This is a genomic window from Pseudomonas sp. S2_E01 (assembly GCF_054668365.1).
In genome coordinates, this window is the sequence record NZ_CP162762.1 from 6222320 (window position 1) to 6240414 (window position 18095).

At 59.8% G+C, this 18095-nt stretch carries 17 protein-coding genes; 16 read left to right on the plus strand and 1 reads right to left on the minus strand.

The genetic code is table 11. The annotated features are described in order from the left end of the window. Window positions 1-41 precede the first annotated feature (41 nt). From AB4O36_RS28700 to AB4O36_RS28765, 14 genes are all read left to right on the plus strand, one after another. Window positions 42-2438, plus strand: a complete 2397-nt coding sequence (locus AB4O36_RS28700; RefSeq protein WP_460140805.1) for a PAS domain-containing sensor histidine kinase — start codon at window positions 42-44, stop codon at window positions 2436-2438. A gap of 13 nt (window positions 2439-2451) precedes the next feature. Further along, window positions 2452-3081, plus strand: coding sequence for a response regulator (locus AB4O36_RS28705; RefSeq protein ID WP_368555640.1), 630 nt, complete (start codon window positions 2452-2454; stop codon window positions 3079-3081). Window positions 3082-3426: 345 nt separating this feature from the next. After that, the gene (locus AB4O36_RS28710) at window positions 3427-4551 is read left to right on the plus strand and encodes an ABC transporter ATP-binding protein (RefSeq protein WP_460120356.1); all 1125 of its coding nucleotides are present in this window, start codon (window positions 3427-3429) and stop codon (window positions 4549-4551) included. A gap of 45 nt (window positions 4552-4596) precedes the next feature. Continuing rightward, on the plus strand, window positions 4597-5640 hold the full coding sequence (locus AB4O36_RS28715) for an ABC transporter substrate-binding protein (RefSeq protein WP_460120358.1): 1044 nt from the start codon (window positions 4597-4599) through the stop codon (window positions 5638-5640). 164 nt (window positions 5641-5804) lie between these two features. Beyond that, window positions 5805-7052, plus strand: a complete 1248-nt coding sequence (locus tag AB4O36_RS28720) for an ABC transporter permease (protein ID WP_460120360.1) — start codon at window positions 5805-5807, stop codon at window positions 7050-7052. Window positions 7053-7064: 12 nt separating this feature from the next. Continuing rightward, window positions 7065-7889: an ABC transporter permease gene (locus AB4O36_RS28725; RefSeq protein ID WP_460120361.1), complete on the plus strand. Its 825-nt coding sequence runs from the start codon at window positions 7065-7067 to the stop codon at window positions 7887-7889. 100 nt (window positions 7890-7989) lie between these two features. Continuing rightward, window positions 7990-9138, plus strand: a complete 1149-nt coding sequence (locus AB4O36_RS28730; RefSeq protein ID WP_460140806.1) for an iron-containing alcohol dehydrogenase — start codon at window positions 7990-7992, stop codon at window positions 9136-9138. 80 nt (window positions 9139-9218) lie between these two features. Beyond that, entirely contained in the window at window positions 9219-9893 is a 675-nt protein-coding gene (gene rpe, locus AB4O36_RS28735; protein ID WP_460120366.1) for a ribulose-phosphate 3-epimerase, read from the plus strand. Further along, a complete protein-coding gene (locus tag AB4O36_RS28740) occupies window positions 9890-10708 on the plus strand; it encodes a phosphoglycolate phosphatase (RefSeq protein WP_460120368.1) in 819 nt (272 codons plus the stop codon). Before rpe ends, AB4O36_RS28740 begins: the two co-directional genes overlap by 4 nt. Before the next feature lie 72 nt (window positions 10709-10780). After that, window positions 10781-12262 carry an anthranilate synthase component I gene (trpE, locus tag AB4O36_RS28745; RefSeq protein ID WP_460140807.1) on the plus strand — a complete coding sequence of 494 codons (1482 nt, stop codon included), beginning with the start codon at window positions 10781-10783 and terminating at the stop codon, window positions 12260-12262. Window positions 12263-12376: 114 nt separating this feature from the next. Next, window positions 12377-12970, plus strand: a complete 594-nt coding sequence (locus tag AB4O36_RS28750; protein WP_201191896.1) for an aminodeoxychorismate/anthranilate synthase component II — start codon at window positions 12377-12379, stop codon at window positions 12968-12970. Window positions 12971-12979: 9 nt separating this feature from the next. Further along, window positions 12980-14029 (plus strand): anthranilate phosphoribosyltransferase, encoded by a 1050-nt coding sequence (gene trpD / locus AB4O36_RS28755; protein WP_460140808.1) that lies wholly within the window; start codon window positions 12980-12982, stop codon window positions 14027-14029. Continuing rightward, on the plus strand, window positions 14026-14862 hold the full coding sequence (gene trpC / locus AB4O36_RS28760; RefSeq protein ID WP_460120377.1) for an indole-3-glycerol phosphate synthase TrpC: 837 nt from the start codon (window positions 14026-14028) through the stop codon (window positions 14860-14862). The genes trpD and trpC overlap by 4 nt, the downstream gene beginning before the upstream one ends. A 79-nt stretch (window positions 14863-14941) precedes the next feature. Next, window positions 14942-15643: a lipoate--protein ligase family protein gene (locus AB4O36_RS28765; protein ID WP_460140809.1), complete on the plus strand. Its 702-nt coding sequence runs from the start codon at window positions 14942-14944 to the stop codon at window positions 15641-15643. 9 nt (window positions 15644-15652) lie between these two features. On the opposite strand, the gene crp is transcribed toward AB4O36_RS28765, so the two are convergent. Further along, on the minus strand, window positions 15653-16297 hold the full coding sequence (gene crp / locus AB4O36_RS28770; protein WP_460140810.1) for a cAMP-activated global transcriptional regulator CRP: 645 nt from the start codon (window positions 16295-16297) through the stop codon (window positions 15653-15655). A gap of 230 nt (window positions 16298-16527) precedes the next feature. Here crp and AB4O36_RS28775 point away from each other — a divergent pair, with 230 nt between their 5' ends. Beyond that, on the plus strand, window positions 16528-16950 hold the full coding sequence (locus tag AB4O36_RS28775) for an OsmC family protein (protein WP_285419348.1): 423 nt from the start codon (window positions 16528-16530) through the stop codon (window positions 16948-16950). A 238-nt stretch (window positions 16951-17188) separates the two neighbouring features. After that, window positions 17189-17983 (plus strand): adenosylmethionine decarboxylase, encoded by a 795-nt coding sequence (speD, locus tag AB4O36_RS28780; RefSeq protein ID WP_460120383.1) that lies wholly within the window; start codon window positions 17189-17191, stop codon window positions 17981-17983. Window positions 17984-18095 lie beyond the last annotated feature (112 nt).

Consider the following 18095-nt stretch of genomic DNA (forward strand, 5'->3'; position numbering starts at 1 on the left):
CCTAATGGGTTGGTCAGTATTTGTCAGTGTGTGAGATTTCGATGAAGCGTTTTCGCTGCCTGTGGGTTATCGGCTGTTTGTGGTTTCCCTTGATGAGCTGGGCCACGCCTGCGCCACCTGTGCAGGTCGCGCCGCTGTCTGCCAGCCAGCAACAATGGCTGGCGCAGCACAATGAACTCCGCGTCGGCGTAGTCTTGCAGGCTCCCTTTGCCCAATACGATCGCCGTTTGCAGCGTCTGTCCGGGGTGAACATCGAGCTGATGAAGTGGTTGGCGAAGTCGCTCAAGGTCGAGCTGAGTTGGCGCAACTTTCCCGATCTGGCGCAACTGGAGGCCGCCCTCCGCGAAGGCGAAATCGACATCGCCCCTGGGCTGGCGCAAACCCCCGGCGGCCTGCGCCTGTGGCAATTTTCCGACCCGTACATGCGGGTGCCGCAACTGGTGGTCAGTGACCAGAAAGCCACGGGGTTGGTGGAGCTGGAAAAACTCGACAGCCAGGTGCGCGTTGCCGTGCGCATGCCCAGCGCCACCGCCGACTACCTGCGCAGCAATTACCCGCATTTGAATCTTCAGGGCGTTCCCCTCGAGCGCCAGGCCTTGCAGTTGCTCGTCAGCCAGCAGGCCAGCTACGCGGTGATAGACGAAGCGCAGCTGGGGCGGCTGTCGGTTGAGCCGGATTTTGCGGGCTTGGTGGTGGTCGGCGACATCGGTTTGCCCCAACTGCTGCGCGTGGCCACGCGGCGCGACTGGCCGGAACTCGCCGGCATTGTTGAAAGCGCACTGCGGGTGATTCCTGCCAAGGACCTGGAGCAGTTGCACAATCAATGGCTGCAACCCAAGTATCCACGCCTGACCGAATCTCGGGGGTTTTGGCAGAACCTCAGCCTGCTGTTGGCCGTGTTGATGTTGAGCAGCATGGCCATCGTGTTCTGGCAGCGTCGGCAGCAACACAGCCTGGAGCAGCGCCTGCTCGCCGCCCGGGAGGACATTGCCCTGCGCGTCGCCAGTGAAGAAGCGCTGCGCCTGACTCAGTTTTCCATTGACCAGAGTACTGTCGGTATCCTCTGGGTGAACTGGGACAGCCACGTGCGCTATGCCAACCGCGCGGCCGAAGCCATGCTCGGCTATCCCGTGGGAGGCATCATCGACCGGCCGCTGATCGACTTCGAACCCGGACTGCACATGGACCGCTGGTTGAACCTGTGGAAACGTGCGCGGGCCAGTGAGGAAGGACCGCTCAGCTTCGAAACCAATTGCTTGCGGGCCGATGGCAGCATACTCCCAACCGATGTTTCCCTGAGCTTCCTGCGTTTTCGTGGTGGCGAATACCTGGTGGTTTACCTCAACGATGTGACCGAGCGCCGTCGCGCACTGGCTGCCTTGCAGGAAAGCGAGGCTCGCCTGCAAGGGATCGCCGCCAACGTACCGGGACTGGTCTTTCGCCTGGAGCGTGCACCGGTCACCGGGCAGATCGACTTTGCCTACATCAGTGAGGGCAGTGAAAGCTTGGTGGGTTACTCGCCGGCAACCCTGGCCCATCGCGACAAGGGCTTGCGCAGCCTGGTTTACCCGGAGGACAAGGCCAGTTACCACCAGACCCAGGATCAGGCGCTGGACACTGACAGCGACTGGTCGTGGCAGGGACGGATTCTCACGCGTCTGGGTGAGTTGCGCTGGGCCGAGATCAAGGCCATTACCCGTCGACTCGAGGATGGCAGCTCGGTGTGGGACGGTATTGTCTGGGATATCAGCGAGAGCAAGCGTATCGAACTGGAGCTGGCCAGTTCACGCGAACAACTGCGCGAGTTGTCCGCGCATCTGGAAAGTGTGAGGGAAGAGGAAAAGGCGCGGATCGCTCGCGAAGTTCATGATGAATTGGGCCAGATGTTGACGGTATTGAAGCTCGAAACGTCCATGTGCGAACTGGCCTACGCCCAGTTGGACCCGGGTCTGAACGAACGCCTCAATAGCATGAAGCGCCTGATTGCCCAGTTGTTCCAATTGGTGCGTGATGTCGCGACGGCGCTGCGTCCACCGATTCTCGATGCAGGGATTGCCTCGGCCATCGAATGGCAGGCGCGGCGCTTCGAGGCGCGCACACAGATCCCGTGCCTGGTGCAAGTGCCGGAGAGTCTGCCAGTGCTCAGTGATGCCAAGGCCATCGGCCTGTTCCGAATCCTTCAGGAGGCGCTGACCAATGTCATGCGCCACGCTCAGGCGCATACTGTCGAATTGACACTGACTCTAGAAGGCGACGAGTTGTGTCTTACGATCAGCGATGATGGCGTAGGATTTATCGCCGCCACTGGTCGGCCAACATCCTTTGGTTTGGTCGGCATGCGCGAGCGGGTGCTGATCATGGGTGGACAGTTGTTGCTGGAGAGTGAGCCGGGGGAGGGCACGACGTTGAGTGTGCGCGTACCGGTGGATAAGGCCTGATCTGGAGAAGAAAGTGATCCGTGTACTGGTAGCCGAAGACCACACCATCGTTCGCGAAGGCATCAAACAGTTGATTGGCCTGGCCAAGGATCTGCAGGTGGCGGGGGAGGCGAGCAATGGCGAGCAATTGCTCGAGACCTTGCGTCATGTCCCGTGTGAAGTGGTGCTGCTGGACATCTCCATGCCCGGGGTCAATGGCCTGGAGGCGATTCCGCGGATCCGCGCGCTGAACAATCCGCCGGCTATCCTGGTGTTGTCGATGCACGACGAAGCGCAAATGGCGGCACGGGCCTTGAAAGTTGGCGCGGCGGGTTATGCCACCAAGGACAGCGACCCGGCGCTATTGCTGACGGCGATCCGTAAAGTTGCCTCCGGCGGGCGCTACATCGACCCGGAACTGGCCGACCGCATGGTCTTCGAAGTCGGTCTGACCGATTCGCGGCCTTTGCATTCGTTGCTCTCGGAGCGTGAGTTCTCGGTGTTCGAACGCTTGGCCCAGGGCGCCAACGTCAATGACATCGCCCAGCAACTGGCCCTGAGCAACAAGACCATCAGCACCCACAAGGCGCGGCTGATGCAAAAACTCAACATCACCTCCCTGGCCGAATTGGTGAAGTACGCGATGGAGCATAAGCTCCTCTAAGGCCTACGCATCCCGCCCTGTAGGAGCGAGCATGCTCGCGATGCGGTGTGTCAGATCTCAATGTGCAAGCCCGCGCTACGCAATCGCGAGCAAGCTCGCTCCTACAGGGTATATGCGGTGTTCATATCCATTTGCGACACGCCCGCGCACCGCTTTTGCCATTGCTTGCGGTTTGCCGCTTGAAGCTCACAACTGCGGATGCCAATGCGCGCCATCCTTGTAGGGCAATCCCTACCCTCGACCTTCCGTCCTGCTGAGGCGATTCTCTCCTGCGCCCCGATTTGCGTGCTCCAAAGCGTCCACTAGGCTTAGTCCACAGCAGTCATCAATAACAAAGGTGTGGGTATGAGCCAGGTTGATTCAAGCGCAGGGGCCAGTGACATTCTGGTCAGCTTTCGTGGAGTGCAGAAGAGCTACGACGGCGAGAACCTGATCGTCAAAGACCTCAACCTGGACATTCGCAAAGGCGAGTTCCTCACCTTGCTCGGGCCCTCGGGCTCGGGCAAGACCACCAGCCTGATGATGCTCGCCGGTTTCGAAACCCCGACCGCCGGTGAAATCCTTCTGGCGGGGCGCTCCATCAACAACGTGCCGCCGCACAAACGTGACATCGGTATGGTGTTCCAGAACTACGCGCTGTTCCCCCACATGACCGTGTCGGAGAACCTCGCGTTCCCGTTGACCGTGCGTGGCCTGAACAAAAGTGATGTCAGCGAACGGGTCAAACGTGTCCTGAGCATGGTGCAATTGGATACCTTCGCCCAACGCTACCCGGCGCAACTGTCGGGTGGACAGCAACAGCGTGTAGCCCTGGCTCGCGCCTTGGTATTCGAACCGCAACTGGTGCTGATGGACGAACCGCTCGGCGCATTGGACAAGCAACTGCGTGAACACATGCAGATGGAGATCAAGCACCTGCACGAGCGCCTCGGCGTAACCGTGGTTTACGTGACCCACGACCAGGGCGAAGCCCTGACCATGTCCGACCGCGTGGCGGTGTTCCACCAGGGCGAAATCCAGCAGATCGCCCCACCGCGCCACCTTTATGAAGAACCGAAAAACACCTTCGTCGCTAACTTTATCGGCGAGAACAACCGTCTCAATGGCCGTTTGCACAGCCAGACCGGCGACCGCTGCGTCGTCGAGTTAGGTCGTGGTGAAAAGGTTGAAGCCCTGGCGGTCAATGTCGGCAAGACCGGCGAACCCGTCACGCTGTCGATTCGTCCGGAGCGCGTGAGCCTCAATGGTTCGAGCGAGTCCTGCGTCAACCGCTTCTCAGGGAGGGTGGCGGAATTCATCTATCTGGGCGACCACGTCCGAGTTCGCCTGGAAGTCTGCGGCAAGACTGACTTCTTCGTGAAACAACCGATTGCCGAGCTCGATCCGCAGCTCGCCGTCGGTGACGTGGTACCGCTTGGCTGGCAGGTCGAACACGTTCGCGCGCTCGACCCTCTTTTAGAGGCGAATTAATCGCCCCCCTGCTTCAACCAACCCTGCACATGGAGAAAACAATAAATGTTGAGATCCCTGAAATTCACCGCCCTGGTCATGGGCATGATCGGTGCGGCACACGCGATGGCGGCGGGCCCGGACCTGACCGTCGTCTCCTTTGGTGGGGCGAACAAGGCGGCGCAAGTCAAAGCCTTCTACGCACCGTGGGAAGCGGCGGGTAACGGCAAGATCGTAGCGGGCGAGTACAACGGTGAAATGGCCAAGGTCAAGGCCATGGTCGACACCAAGAGCGTGTCCTGGGACCTGGTGGAAGTTGAATCGCCGGAACTGTCCCGTGGTTGCGACGAAGACATGTTCGAGCAGCTCGACCCTGCGCTGTTCGGCAAGACCGAAGACTACGTCAAGGGCGCCATCCAGCCTTGCGGCGTGGGCTTCTTCGTGTGGTCCACCGTGTTGGCCTACAACGCCGACAAACTGAAAACCGCACCAACCAGTTGGGCGGACTTCTGGGACACCAAGCAATTCCCGGGTAAGCGCGGCCTGCGTAAAGGCGCCAAGTACACCCTGGAATTCGCCCTGATGGCCGACGGCGTTGCGCCAAAAGACGTCTACAAAGTGCTGGCCGGCAAAGATGGCCAGGACCGCGCATTCAAAAAGCTCGATGAACTCAAGCCAAACATCCAGTGGTGGGAAGCGGGCGCACAACCGCCGCAATACTTGGCCTCTGGTGACGTGGTCATGAGCTCGGCCTACAACGGTCGTATCGCTGCGGTGCAGAAAGAAAGCAACCTGAAGGTCGTGTGGAACGGCGGCATCTATGACTTTGACGCATGGGCCATTCCACGTGGGCTGGACAAGGCGCGTGCCGAAGCGGCGAAGAAATTCATCGCCTTCTCGGTGCAGCCGCAACAGCAGAAGACCTACTCGGAAAACATCGCCTACGGCCCGGCCAACACCCAGGCTGTGCCGCTGTTGAACAAGGATGTCCTGAAAGACATGCCGACCACCCCGGAAAACATCGCCAACCAGGTGCAGATCGATGTCAGCTTCTGGGCTGACAACGGCGAGCAACTGGAACAGCGCTTCAACGCCTGGGCTGCCAAATAAGCAACACCTGCCGGGGTGGGCTAACCACTCACCCCTGTAGGAGCGAGCTTGCCCGCGATAGCGGTCTGCCAGTCGCCATTGCTGTTGAATTCGCCGACACAATCGCGGGCAAGCCCGCTCCTACCGTTCGTTTGAATTAGAACAATAGATTTCCGGAGTACGCCATGGCTATCGCCGTTCCCGCGAACGCGGGCACTGACCCCACTTTGAAGCAGCGGCTCAAGCACGCCGAGCGTGTCAACCGCTGGAAAGCCCAGGCGTTGATTGCGCCGCTGGTGCTGTTTCTGTTGCTGGTGTTCCTGGTGCCGATCGTGGCGCTGCTCTACAAAAGCGTTGGCAACCCTGAAGTGGTCGGCGGCATGCCGCGCACGGTCGAGGCCATTGCCAGTTGGGACGGCCGCGGCCTGCCCGCAGAACCTGTGTACAAAGCGGCCGCCGAAGACCTCGCCGAAGCCCGCAAGAATCAGACCCTGGGTGACTTGTCCAAGCGCCTGAACATGGAGTTGGCCGGCTATCGCAGCCTGCTGACCAAAACCGCCCGTGCCTTGCCATTCGCCGATGTGCCGGCTTCTTATAAAGATGCGCTGGAAGGCCTCGATGAGCGCTGGGGCGATCCGGCCTATTGGCAAGCGGTGCGCCGCAACACTAGCAGCATCACGCCATATTACCTGCTGGCTGCGGTCGATCATCGCATCGATGACCTTGGAGAGGTGGCACCGGCCACCCCCGATCAAGCGATCTATCTCGACATTTTCGCCCGTACGTTCTGGATGGGCCTGATCATCACTGCGCTCTGCCTGGTGCTGGCGTATCCATTGGCCTATCTGCTGGCAAACCTGCCAGCGCGCCAGAGCAACCTGTTGATGATTCTGGTGCTGTTGCCGTTCTGGACGTCGATCCTGGTGCGGGTCGCCGCGTGGATCGTTTTGCTGCAGTCGGGCGGCCTGATCAACAGCGCGCTGATGGCCATGGGCATCATCGATAAGCCGCTGGAGCTGGTGTTCAACCGCACCGGGGTCTACATCTCCATGGTGCACATCCTGCTGCCATTCATGATTCTGCCCATCTACAGCGTGATGAAGGGCATTTCGCCGACTTACATGCGCGCAGCGATTTCCCTCGGCTGCCATCCGTTCGCGAGTTTCTGGCGGGTGTACTTCCCGCAAACCTATGCCGGTGTCGGCGCTGGTTGCCTGCTGGTATTCATCCTTGCCATTGGCTACTACATCACCCCGGCACTGCTGGGCAGCCCGAACGATCAGATGGTCAGCTACTTCGTCGCCTTCTACACCAACACAAGCATCAACTGGGGGATGGCGACCGCACTCGGTGGGCTGCTGCTGTTGGCAACCGTCGTGCTTTATCTGATTTACAGCTGGCTGGTGGGCGCCAGTCGCCTGCGTCTGAGCTAAGGGGAGATTGAAATGCTGAGTCCTTATATGTCGCCCATCGAGCGGGTGTGGTTCTACAGTTTGCGGATTCTGTGCGGCCTGATCCTGTTGTTCCTGGTGCTGCCGGTGCTGGTGATCATCCCGTTGTCGTTCAACTCCGGCAGTTTCCTGGTGTATCCGCTACAGGGCTTCTCGTTGCAGTGGTACCACGATTTCTTCGCCTCGGCGGAATGGATGCGCGCGCTGAAGAACAGCATCATCGTCGCCCCGGCGGCTACGGCACTGGCGATGGTTTTCGGCACGCTGGCGGCGATTGGTCTGACGCGCGGGGACTTCCCGGGCAAATCCCTGGTAATGGCGCTGGTGATTTCGCCGATGGTGGTGCCGGTGGTCATCATCGGTGTAGCGAGTTATCTGTTTTTCGCGCCACTGGGCCTGGGCAACAGCTTCTTCTCGCTGATCGTGGTGCATGCGGTGCTGGGAGTACCGTTCGTGATCATTACCGTGTCGGCGACCTTGCAGGGCTTCAACCACAACCTGGTGCGCGCCGCTGCCAGCCTCGGGGCTTCGCCGCTGACGACGTTCCGCCGGGTGACGTTGCCGCTGATTGCGCCGGGCGTGATCTCGGGGGCGCTGTTTGCCTTCGCTACCTCGTTCGATGAAGTGGTGGTGACGCTTTTCCTCGCCGGTCCTGAGCAAGCGACCCTGCCACGGCAGATGTTCAGCGGCATTCGCGAAAACCTCAGCCCGACCATCGCCGCCGCCGCAACGCTGCTGATCGCTTTCTCGGTGATCCTGCTGCTGACCCTGGAATGGCTGCGTGGCCGTAGCGAGAAATTGCGGACCGCGCAGGTGTAAATGCCGCCCCTGTCTCCCATTCACAACCTGAATGGGAGACAACCCCAATTCCCCAGCTACTATTGTGCCCAGCTCCCCTAGCTATAAGAGGCTGCGCACGATGAGTCTTTCCTCGTTCAAAATCGCTCACAAACTGATCACGGGCGCCGCTGCCATCGAGCAGTTGTCCGCCGAACTCAACCGTCTGGACATCGACAACCCGCTGATCGTCACGGATGCGGCGTTGGTCAAGTCCGGCACGGTTGCCCTGGCGCTGGCACAGCTGGGTGATCGTACTTACGAGATTTTTGACCGTGTGCTGCCCGATCCGGAAATCGCCATCGTCGAAGACTGCATGCGGGTTTACCGCGAAGGCGGACATGACGGCCTGATCGGCCTCGGGGGTGGCAGTGCCATTGACATCGCCAAATGTGTCGCGGCGTACGCCGGTTATCACGGCGCATTGGAAGATCTGTTCGGCGTCGACCAGGTGCCGCGCAAGGGTCCACCGCTGATCGCGATCCCAACCACCGCCGGCACCGGCTCTGAAGTGACCAACGTTGCGATCCTCTCCGACAAGGCCGCGCAGCTGAAAAAAGGCATCGTCAGTGACTATCTGTTGCCCGACGTGGCGCTGGTCAGCCCGCAAATGACCCTGACCTGCCCGCGCAGCGTGACCGCCGCCAGTGGCGTTGATGCGCTGGTGCACGCCATCGAGGCCTATCTGTCGATCAACGCCTCGGCGATTACCGATGCGCTGGCCATCGGTGCGATCAAGCTGATCGCCAAGGCGCTGCCCAAGGCCTATGCCAACCCATCCAACCTGCAAGCGCGCGAAGACATGGCCACCGCCAGCTTGATGGCCGGCATGGCCTTCGGCAATGCCGGTGTTGGGGCGGTGCATGCGTTGGCGTATCCGCTGGGTGGGCGTTTCAACATCGCCCACGGTGTCAGCAACGCCTTGTTGCTGCCCTATGTCATGACCTGGAACAAGATGGCCTGTGTCGAGCGCATGCAGGATATTGCCGAAGCCATGGGGGTGAAAACCGCTCACCTGAGTGCCCACGAATCGGCCGACAAAGCCGTCGAGGCGATGACCGAGTTATGCGCGGCAGTGGAAATTCCGCCAGGTTTGCGCAGTTTCGGGGTCCCGGAGGATGCCATTCCCGCCATGGCGGCGGAAGCCGCAGGTATCGAGCGCTTGATGCGCAACAATCCGCGCAAGTTGAGCGCCATTGATATCGAGAAGATCTATCGCTCGGCCTACTGATCATCGCGCTCACGGTGCGCACGCCAAAGCATGAGGTATACAATGCGCGCCATCGTGATTTAGCTCAGAAAAGGTGCGTCATGCAGCCCTTCGTAATTGCTCCGTCGATTCTCTCCGCCGACTTCGCCCGTCTGGGCGAGGAAGTGGACAATGTCCTGGCCGCCGGCGCCGACTTCGTACACTTCGATGTCATGGACAACCATTACGTACCGAACCTGACCATCGGCCCGATGGTCTGCGCTGCGCTGCGCAAGTATGGCGTGACCGCGCCGATCGACGCGCACCTGATGGTCAGCCCGGTGGACCGCATCGTCGGTGACTTTATCGAAGCGGGCGCGACGTACATCACCTTCCACCCCGAAGCCACTCAGCACATCGACCGTTCCCTGCAACTGATCCGCGAAGGCGGCTGCAAGTCGGGCCTGGTGTTCAACCCGGCGACTCCGCTGGACGTGCTCAAGTACGTGATGGACAAGGTTGACATGATTCTGCTGATGAGCGTAAACCCGGGCTTTGGCGGGCAGAAATTCATCCCGGGCACCCTCGACAAGCTGCGTGAAGCCCGCGCGCTGATCGATGCGTCCGGTCGCGATATCCGCCTGGAAATCGATGGCGGCGTGAACGTCAACAACATCCGTGAAATCGCCGCCGCTGGCGCCGACACCTTCGTGGCGGGCTCGGCGATCTTTAATGCGCCGAACTATCAGGAAGTGATCGAGAAGATGCGCGCCGAACTGGCGCTGACTCGCCCATGAGTGGCTTCGAGCAGCTGTTCCCCGGCCGCCTGCCGCGTCTGGTGATGTTCGATCTGGATGGCACTCTGATCGATTCCGTCCCTGACCTCGCGGCGGCGGTGGACAACATGCTGCTCAAGCTCGGGCGCCCACCGGCCGGTATCGATGCGGTGCGCCAGTGGGTTGGCAATGGCGTACACATGCTGGTGCGCCGCGCCCTGGCCAATCACATCGATGCCGAGGGTGTCGATGAGGTCGAGGCCGAGCATGCCCTGCAGTTATTCAACGGTTTCTATGAGGATGGCCACGAGCTGACAGTGGTTTACCCCGGTGTGCGTGACACCCTCAAGTGGTTGAGCAAGCAAGGCGTGGAAATGGCCCTGATCACCAACAAGCCGGAGCGCTTCGTCGCGCCGCTGCTGGATCAGATGAAAATCGGCCGTTATTTCAAGTGGATCATCGGTGGTGATACCCTGCCGCAGAAGAAACCCGACCCGGCTGCGCTGTTTTTCGTGATGAAAATGGCCAACGTCCCGGCGTCGCAATCGTTGTTTGTCGGCGATTCGCGCAGCGATGTGCTGGCGGCGAAGGCGGCGGGGGTCAAGTGCGTGGCCTTGAGCTATGGCTACAACCACGGTCGCCCGATTGCCGAAGAGTCGCCAGCACTGGTCATTGACGATCTGCGCACGTTAATTCCCGGTTGCCTGGATCCGGCTGCTGAGATAACGTTGGGCGACGCTGTTCAATCCCCTTCTGGAAACGCCATCGTGGTGGTCACTCGCAAACTCTGGATGAAAGTTATCAAGGCCCTGGCCCGCTGGCGTTGGCGCGCCTGACTTTTTCCTGGCCGGTATGTCCGGCGCGTTTGCATACCTGACTGTTCGCACCTCAAGCCACGAGGCTACACCATGATCCGCGAAGAATTCCTGCGCTTGGCCGCTGCCGGCTACAACCGCATTCCGCTTGCCTGCGAAACCCTGGCCGACTTCGACACGCCGCTGTCGATCTACCTGAAACTGGCCGACGAACCTAATTCCTACCTGCTCGAATCGGTGCAAGGCGGTGAGAAGTGGGGCCGATACTCGATCATCGGCCTGCCATGCCGTACCGTGCTGCGGGTACACGATCATCACGTCAGCGTGACCCATGACGGTGTCGAGATCGAAAGCCATGACGTGGACGATCCGCTGGCGTTCGTCGAAACCTTCAAGGCCCGTTACAACGTCCCGACCATCCCGGGGCTGCCGCGCTTCAATGGCGGACTGGTGGGCTACTTCGGTTACGACTGCGTGCGTTACGTGGAAAAACGTCTCGGAAAATGCCCCAACCCGGACCCGCTGGGCGTGCCGGATATTCTGCTGATGGTCTCCGATGCCGTGGTGGTGTTCGACAACCTCGCCGGCAAGATGCACGCAATCGTCCTGGCCGATCCGGCGCAGGAAGACGCCTTCGAGCAAGGGCGCGTGCGCCTGGAAGCGTTGCTGGAAAAACTGCGTCAGCCGATCACCCCGCGCCGGGGCCTGGATTTCAGTCAGCAGCAAGCCGCTGATCCTGTATTCCGCTCCAGTTTCACCCAGCACGATTACGAAAAAGCCGTCGACACCATCAAGGAATACATCCTCGCCGGTGACTGCATGCAGGTCGTGCCGTCCCAGCGCATGTCGATCGACTTCAAGGCTGCGCCTATCGATCTGTACCGGGCGCTGCGTTGCTTCAACCCGACGCCTTATATGTACTTCTTCAACTTCGGCGACTTCCACGTCGTCGGCAGCTCGCCGGAAGTGCTGGTGCGGGTCGAGGACAACCTGATCACGGTGCGCCCGATCGCCGGTACTCGGCCGCGCGGCGCCACTGAAGAGGCGGATCTGGCCCTGGAAAAGGACCTGCTGTCCGACGACAAGGAAATCGCCGAACACCTGATGCTGATCGACCTGGGGCGCAATGACACCGGTCGCGTGTCGGAAGTCGGCTCGGTAAAACTCACGGAAAAGATGGTCATCGAACGTTACTCAAACGTCATGCACATCGTTTCCAACGTCACTGGCCAGTTGAAGGCCGGGTTGACGGCGATGGACGCATTGCGCGCCATCCTGCCGGCGGGCACCTTGTCCGGTGCACCGAAGATTCGCGCAATGGAGATCATCGACGAGCTGGAGCCGGTCAAACGGGGCGTCTACGGCGGCGCGGTCGGGTATTTCGCCTGGAACGGCAACATGGACACCGCGATCGCCATTCGGACCGCGGTGATCAAGGACGGCGAACTGCACGTGCAGGCCGGGGGCGGCATCGTCGCCGACTCGGTGCCGGTGCTGGAGTGGGAAGAAACCCTGAACAAGCGTCGGGCGATGTTCCGTGCAGTCGCCCTGGCTGAGCAAACCCCGCAAAGCTGACCGATGAGCGCGGCCCGTATGCCATGCCGCTCTGGTTGACGGAGTGCTGGACGCTGCGGGTCACTCCTTCGAAGGCAGCCTTTAAAGTCAGTGAATTCAAGAGGTTTTCCAGCCATGTTGCTGATGATCGATAACTACGACTCTTTTACTTACAACGTTGTGCAATACCTCGGCGAGCTCGGTGCCGAGGTCAAGGTCGTGCGCAACGATGAGCTTACCATCGCCGAAATCGAAGCCCTGAACCCTGAGCGGATCGTGGTTTCCCCTGGTCCCTGCACGCCGACGGAAGCGGGCGTTTCTATCGACGTGATCAAGCATTTTGGCGGTAAATTGCCGATTCTTGGCGTCTGCCTGGGTCACCAATCCATCGGCCAGGCGTTCGGTGGTGACGTGGTCCGCGCCCGTCAGGTGATGCACGGCAAGACCAGCCCGGTGTTCCACGAAGACAAGGGCGTGTTCGAAGGGTTGAATCATCCTCTGACAGTTACTCGCTACCACTCCTTGATCGTCAAGCGCGAAACTCTGCCTGACTGTTTGGAGTTGACCGCCTGGACCCAGCTGGAAGATGGTTCGATCGACGAGATCATGGGCCTGCGTCACAAGACACTGAACATCGAGGGCGTGCAGTTTCACCCTGAGTCGATCCTGACCGAACAAGGGCACGAACTGTTTGCCAACTTTCTTAAACAAACCGGCGGCACGCGCTAAGGACTTTCAATGAACATCAAGACTGCCCTGAGCCGTATCGTCGATCACCTCGACCTCAGCACCGAAGAGATGCGCGATGTAATGCGCGAAATCATGACCGGGCAATGCACGGATGCGCAGATCGGCGCGTTCATGATGGCCATGCGCATGAAGAGTGAAAGCATCGACGAAATCGTGGGTGCCGTGTCGGTCATGCGCGAGCTGGCGGACAAAGTCGAACTCAACACCCTTGATGGCGTAGTCGATGTGGTGGGCACCGGTGGTGACGGCGCCAATATTTTCAACGTGTCGACCGCATCTGCGTTCGTGGTGTCGGCCGCCGGCTGCACCGTGGCCAAGCATGGCAATCGCGCGGTGTCGGGCAAGAGCGGCAGTGCCGACTTGCTGGAGGCGGCCGGTATCTACTTGAACCTGACTCCGGTGCAAGTGGCGCGCTGCATCGATAACGTCGGCATCGGCTTCATGTTTGCGCAGACGCACCACAGCGCGATGAAGCATGCTGCCGGCCCGCGCAAGGAGTTGGGCCTGCGTACCCTGTTCAACATGCTCGGCCCGCTTACGAATCCGGCCGGCGTCAAGCATCAGGTGGTAGGTGTTTTCACCCAGGCCTTGTGCCGGCCTCTGGCCGAAGTATTGCAGCGCCTGGGCAGCAAACACGTGCTGGTGGTGCACTCCAAGGACGGCCTGGATGAATTCAGCCTGGCCGCGCCGACATTTGTGGCTGAACTGAAAAACGACCAGATCACCGAGTATTGGGTCGAGCCCGAAGACCTGGGCATGAAGAGCCAGAGCCTGCATGGGTTGGCGGTGGAAAGCCCGGCAGCCTCCTACGAGCTGATTCGCGATGCCCTGGGCAAGCGCAAAACTGAAAACGGTCAGAAAGCTGCCGAAATGATCATGCTCAACGCGGGTGCTGCGCTGTACGCCGCCGATCACGCCAGCAGTCTGAAAGAGGGCGTTGCCCTGGCGCATGACGCGCTGCACACCGGTCTCGCTCGAGAAAAACTGGAGGAGTTGGGTGCGTTTACGGCGGTATTCAAAGTGGAGAATGAGGGATGAGTGTACCCACGGTTCTGGAAAAAATTCTGGCGCGCAAGGTCGAGGAAGTCGCTGAGCGTAATGCTCGTGTGAGCCTCGCGGAGCTGGAAACCCTGGCCAAGGCGGCCGACGCCCCGCGAGGCTTTGCCCAGGCATTGATCGCACAGGCCAAGTCGAAACAGCCGGCGGTGATTGCCGAAATCAAGAAAGCGTCGCCAAGTAAAGGCGTGATCCGCGAGCACTTTGTGCCTGAGGAAATCGCCAGGAGCTATGAGAAGGGCGGCGCGACCTGCCTTTCCGTGCTCACTGACGTCGACTACTTCCAGGGCGCCGATGTTTACCTGCAACAGGCACGTGCCGCCTGCAAGCTGCCAGTGATCCGCAAGGACTTCATGATCGATCCCTACCAGATCGTCGAGGCGCGGGCATTAGGCGCTGACTGTGTGCTGTTGATCGTCTCCGCGCTGGATGACGTGAAAATGGCCGAACTGGCAGCGGTGGCCAAGAGCGTTGGCCTCGATGTGCTGGTGGAAGTTCATGATGGCGACGAACTGGAGCGGGCATTGAACACCCTCGACACGCCGTTGGTGGGTGTGAACAACCGTAATCTGCACACCTTCGAGGTCAGCCTGGAAACCACACTGGACCTGTTGCCGCGAATCCCGCGCGATCGCCTGGTGATCACTGAAAGCGGCATTCTCAATCGGGCGGATGTGGAACTGATGGAAATCAGCGACGTATACGCCTTTCTGGTGGGCGAAGCGTTCATGCGCGCCGAGCAACCGGGCATGGAGTTGCAGCGCCTGTTCTTCCCGGAACGTGGTGTTCCGGTGAGTGGTTCCACGCTCGACTGATCGAGTCGACCCCATCGCGGGCTTGCCCGCGATGAGGCCTTCAAATCCCCCAAAGAACTGAAGCCTGCCGGAGCCACCCATGTCGCGAGCCCTGTCCCTGACCATCGACGCCGGCCTGCAAGCCGAACAGGACCTGCTCGCCTCGGTCTGCGCCGGCGCTTCAGAGTTCGGCCTGCTGTTCTGGCAACCCAGCGACCGGGCATTGGTCATGCCGCGCCGCCTGAATCGTCTGCCCGATTTCGATCATGCCTGCGAAGTCAGTGCCGCTGCCGGCTGGCCTGTGCTGCTGCGCGAAACCGGTGGTGAGCCGGTTCCCCAATCGGCGTCCACCCTCAATATCGCCCTCGTCTACGCACCACCGCGCAGCGAAGGGGATTTGAACCGAATCGAGTCCGGCTACCTGCGCCTGTGTAATCCGATCTGTGAATTGCTCGACGAACTGGGTGGCGCGTCGTCACTTGGGGAAATCGACGGTGCATTTTGCGACGGCCGCTTCAACGTCAACCTGGACGGACGCAAGATGGTCGGCACCGCCCAGCGCTGGCGCCAGAGTCAGGGTGGACAGCGTCCGGTGGGGCTGGTGCACGGGGCGATGCTGCTGGATGACGAGCGTGAATCGATGGTCACGGCCGTCAATCGCTTCAACGAGGCCTGTGGCCTGGAGCAACGCGTCCGTGCGCAGAGCCACATCGCCCTGCACGAGAAATTCACGGCGCCGGATGCGCTGACACGTCTGGACGAACTCTATCGGCAACTGCTGGGAGAGATGTTCGGCGGTTGAGTTTTGGGCTTATCGAGTCCCGAACACCACCATGGTCTTGCCTTTGACGTTCACCAGGTTGCGCTCTTCCAGATCCTTGAGCACACGCCCGACCATTTCCCGAGAGCACCCGACAATCCGCCCGATCTCCTGACGCGTAACCTTGATCTGCATGCCATCGGGGTGAGTCATGGCGTCGGGCTGTTTGCACAGTTCCAACAGGCAGCGGGCAACACGGCCGGTCACGTCGAAGAAGGCCAGGTCGCCGACCTTGCGTGTGGTGTTACGCAGGCGTTGTGCGATTTGTCCGCTAAGCGCGTAAAGAATGTCGGGGTCTTGATGGGAGAGCTCGCGAAATTTCGTGTAGCTGATTTCCGCGACCTCGCACTCGACTTTCGCGCGAACCCAGGCACTGCGTTCCTGTTCCTGGCCGGCTTGCTCAAACAGGCCCAACTCACCAAAAAAGTCCCCGGTGTTGAGGTAGGCGATGATCATTTCGCGGCCGTCGTCATCCTCGATCAGGATGGTGACCGAGCCCCTAATGATGTAGAACAGCGTTTCTGAGCGGTCGCCTGCACAAATGATATTGCTCTTGGCGGCATGACGCCGACGCTGGCAATGCATCAACAACTTGTCGAGGTTCTTGATTTTGGGGGTTGGGGCAATAACAACCATGGTTGTATCTCGAAAAGACTGCACGGTGTGTTTGGTTTTTTTATGAGGCGCTGAGGTTGCTGCAAAGCTGGCTAAGCGCCAGCTATTTGGCGTCAGCTTAACAGACACTCCCTGCTATATTCGAGAATTTACCTACAAAGCGACCGGTTATGTCCTAGGAAGGCGGGCGCTGTCAATCCTGGGCCCTGTGCTAAGCTGGCGACCCTTTTTTAGACAGTGGAGTCTTGGCGATGAAGGCACGCATTCAATGGGCTGGCGAAGCCATGTTCCTCGGCGAGTCCGGTAGCGGTCATGTCGTGGTCATGGACGGTCCGCCCGATGCCGGTGGTCGTAACCTGGGCGTGCGGCCGATGGAAATGCTCCTGCTGGGTGTAGGTGGATGCAGCAATTTCGATGTGGTCAGCATCCTCAAGAAATCCCGCCAGGCCGTTGAAAGCTGCGAAGCCTTCCTCGAGGCCGAGCGTGCGAGCGAGGATCCAAAGGTCTTCACCAAGATTCACATGCACTTTGTGGTCAAGGGCCGTGGGCTGAAAGAAGCCCAGGTCAAACGCGCCATTGAGCTGTCTGCCGAGAAGTATTGCTCGGCGTCCATCATGCTCGGCGCCGCCGGCGTTGCGATTACCCACGACTACGAAATCGTCGAGTTGGGTTGAATCGACATTCAACTATCATAAAAGCAGTGCAGACTCTGGCGATCCATGGCTGACGTCTGCATAATGCGCCACTTTTTTCAGGGTGGTGGCCCGTCAGCCGACAGGCCGCTTACCCGATCAGACAACCAAAATCGCCATCGCGAAGAGGTGTTAACCGTCCTACGCAGGTGCGTCGTTCGCATCTGACGGGCATGCTTGATCACGCGGCCGGGCCGCAATACATAGAGAGTTTTTAACGGTGAAAAGCAAACTCAAGCTCCACGGGTTCAATAACCTGACAAAGACCTTGAGCTTCAACATCTATGACATCTGCTACGCGGAAACCCCGCAAGACCAGCAGGCCTACGTCGAGTACATCAATGAAGAGTACAACGCGAAACGTCTGACGCAGATCCTCACGGAAGTTGTCGATATCATTGGTGCCAACATCCTGAACATCGCCAGTCAGGACTACGAACCGCAGGGCGCCAGCGTTACGATCCTGATCTCTGAAGAACCGGTGACCCCGACCGAGAGCCAGATCGAAGAGTCCCCGGGCCCGTTGCCGGAAATCATCCTGGCCCACCTCGACAAGAGCCACATCACGGTGCACACCTACCCGGAAATCCATCCGGACGATGGTATTGCTACCTTCCGTGTCGATATCGACGTATCGACCTGTGGCGTCATTTCACCGCTCAAGGCGCTCAACTTCCTGATTCACCAGTTCGATTCGGACATCGTGACCGTGGATTATCGCGTACGCGGTTTCACCCGTGATGTCGAAGGCAAGAAGCACTTCATCGATCACGAGATCAACTCGATCCAGAACTACCTGTCTGACGACACGCGCGACGCGTATCAGATGACCGACGTGAACGTGTATCAGGAAAACCTGTTCCACACCAAAATGCTGCTGAAGAACTTCGAACTGGATAACTACCTGTTCGGCGACGCCACCGGTAGCCTGTCCCCTGAGCAGCGCGCCCAGGTGACCGAACGTGTGAAGCACGAAATGCTCGAAATCTTCTACGCGCGCAACATGCCGAACTAAGAACTTCGAACACAAAAAAGGCGACTCCCTCACGGCAGTCGCCTTTTTCATACCTGGGTCACGGCTCGCTCCTGTAGGAGCGAGCTTGTCGAAGCGTCGAACCGTCGCGATA

Coding starts and splice junctions, on each gene's coding strand:
- AB4O36_RS28700 (WP_460140805.1), top strand. CDS start 42: ATGAAGCGTTTTCGCTGCCTGTGGGTTATCGGCTGTTTGTGGTTTCCC.
- AB4O36_RS28710 (WP_460120356.1), top strand. CDS start 3,427: ATGAGCCAGGTTGATTCAAGCGCAGGGGCCAGTGACATTCTGGTCAGC.
- AB4O36_RS28715 (WP_460120358.1), top strand. CDS start 4,597: ATGTTGAGATCCCTGAAATTCACCGCCCTGGTCATGGGCATGATCGGT.
- AB4O36_RS28720 (WP_460120360.1), top strand. CDS start 5,805: ATGGCTATCGCCGTTCCCGCGAACGCGGGCACTGACCCCACTTTGAAG.
- AB4O36_RS28725 (WP_460120361.1), top strand. CDS start 7,065: ATGCTGAGTCCTTATATGTCGCCCATCGAGCGGGTGTGGTTCTACAGT.
- AB4O36_RS28730 (WP_460140806.1), top strand. CDS start 7,990: ATGAGTCTTTCCTCGTTCAAAATCGCTCACAAACTGATCACGGGCGCC.
- rpe (WP_460120366.1), top strand. CDS start 9,219: ATGCAGCCCTTCGTAATTGCTCCGTCGATTCTCTCCGCCGACTTCGCC.
- AB4O36_RS28740 (WP_460120368.1), top strand. CDS start 9,890: ATGAGTGGCTTCGAGCAGCTGTTCCCCGGCCGCCTGCCGCGTCTGGTG.
- trpE (WP_460140807.1), top strand. CDS start 10,781: ATGATCCGCGAAGAATTCCTGCGCTTGGCCGCTGCCGGCTACAACCGC.
- AB4O36_RS28750 (WP_201191896.1), top strand. CDS start 12,377: ATGTTGCTGATGATCGATAACTACGACTCTTTTACTTACAACGTTGTG.
- trpD (WP_460140808.1), top strand. CDS start 12,980: ATGAACATCAAGACTGCCCTGAGCCGTATCGTCGATCACCTCGACCTC.
- trpC (WP_460120377.1), top strand. CDS start 14,026: ATGAGTGTACCCACGGTTCTGGAAAAAATTCTGGCGCGCAAGGTCGAG.
- AB4O36_RS28765 (WP_460140809.1), top strand. CDS start 14,942: ATGTCGCGAGCCCTGTCCCTGACCATCGACGCCGGCCTGCAAGCCGAA.
- crp (WP_460140810.1), bottom strand. CDS start 16,297: ATGGTTGTTATTGCCCCAACCCCCAAAATCAAGAACCTCGACAAGTTG.
- AB4O36_RS28775 (WP_285419348.1), top strand. CDS start 16,528: ATGAAGGCACGCATTCAATGGGCTGGCGAAGCCATGTTCCTCGGCGAG.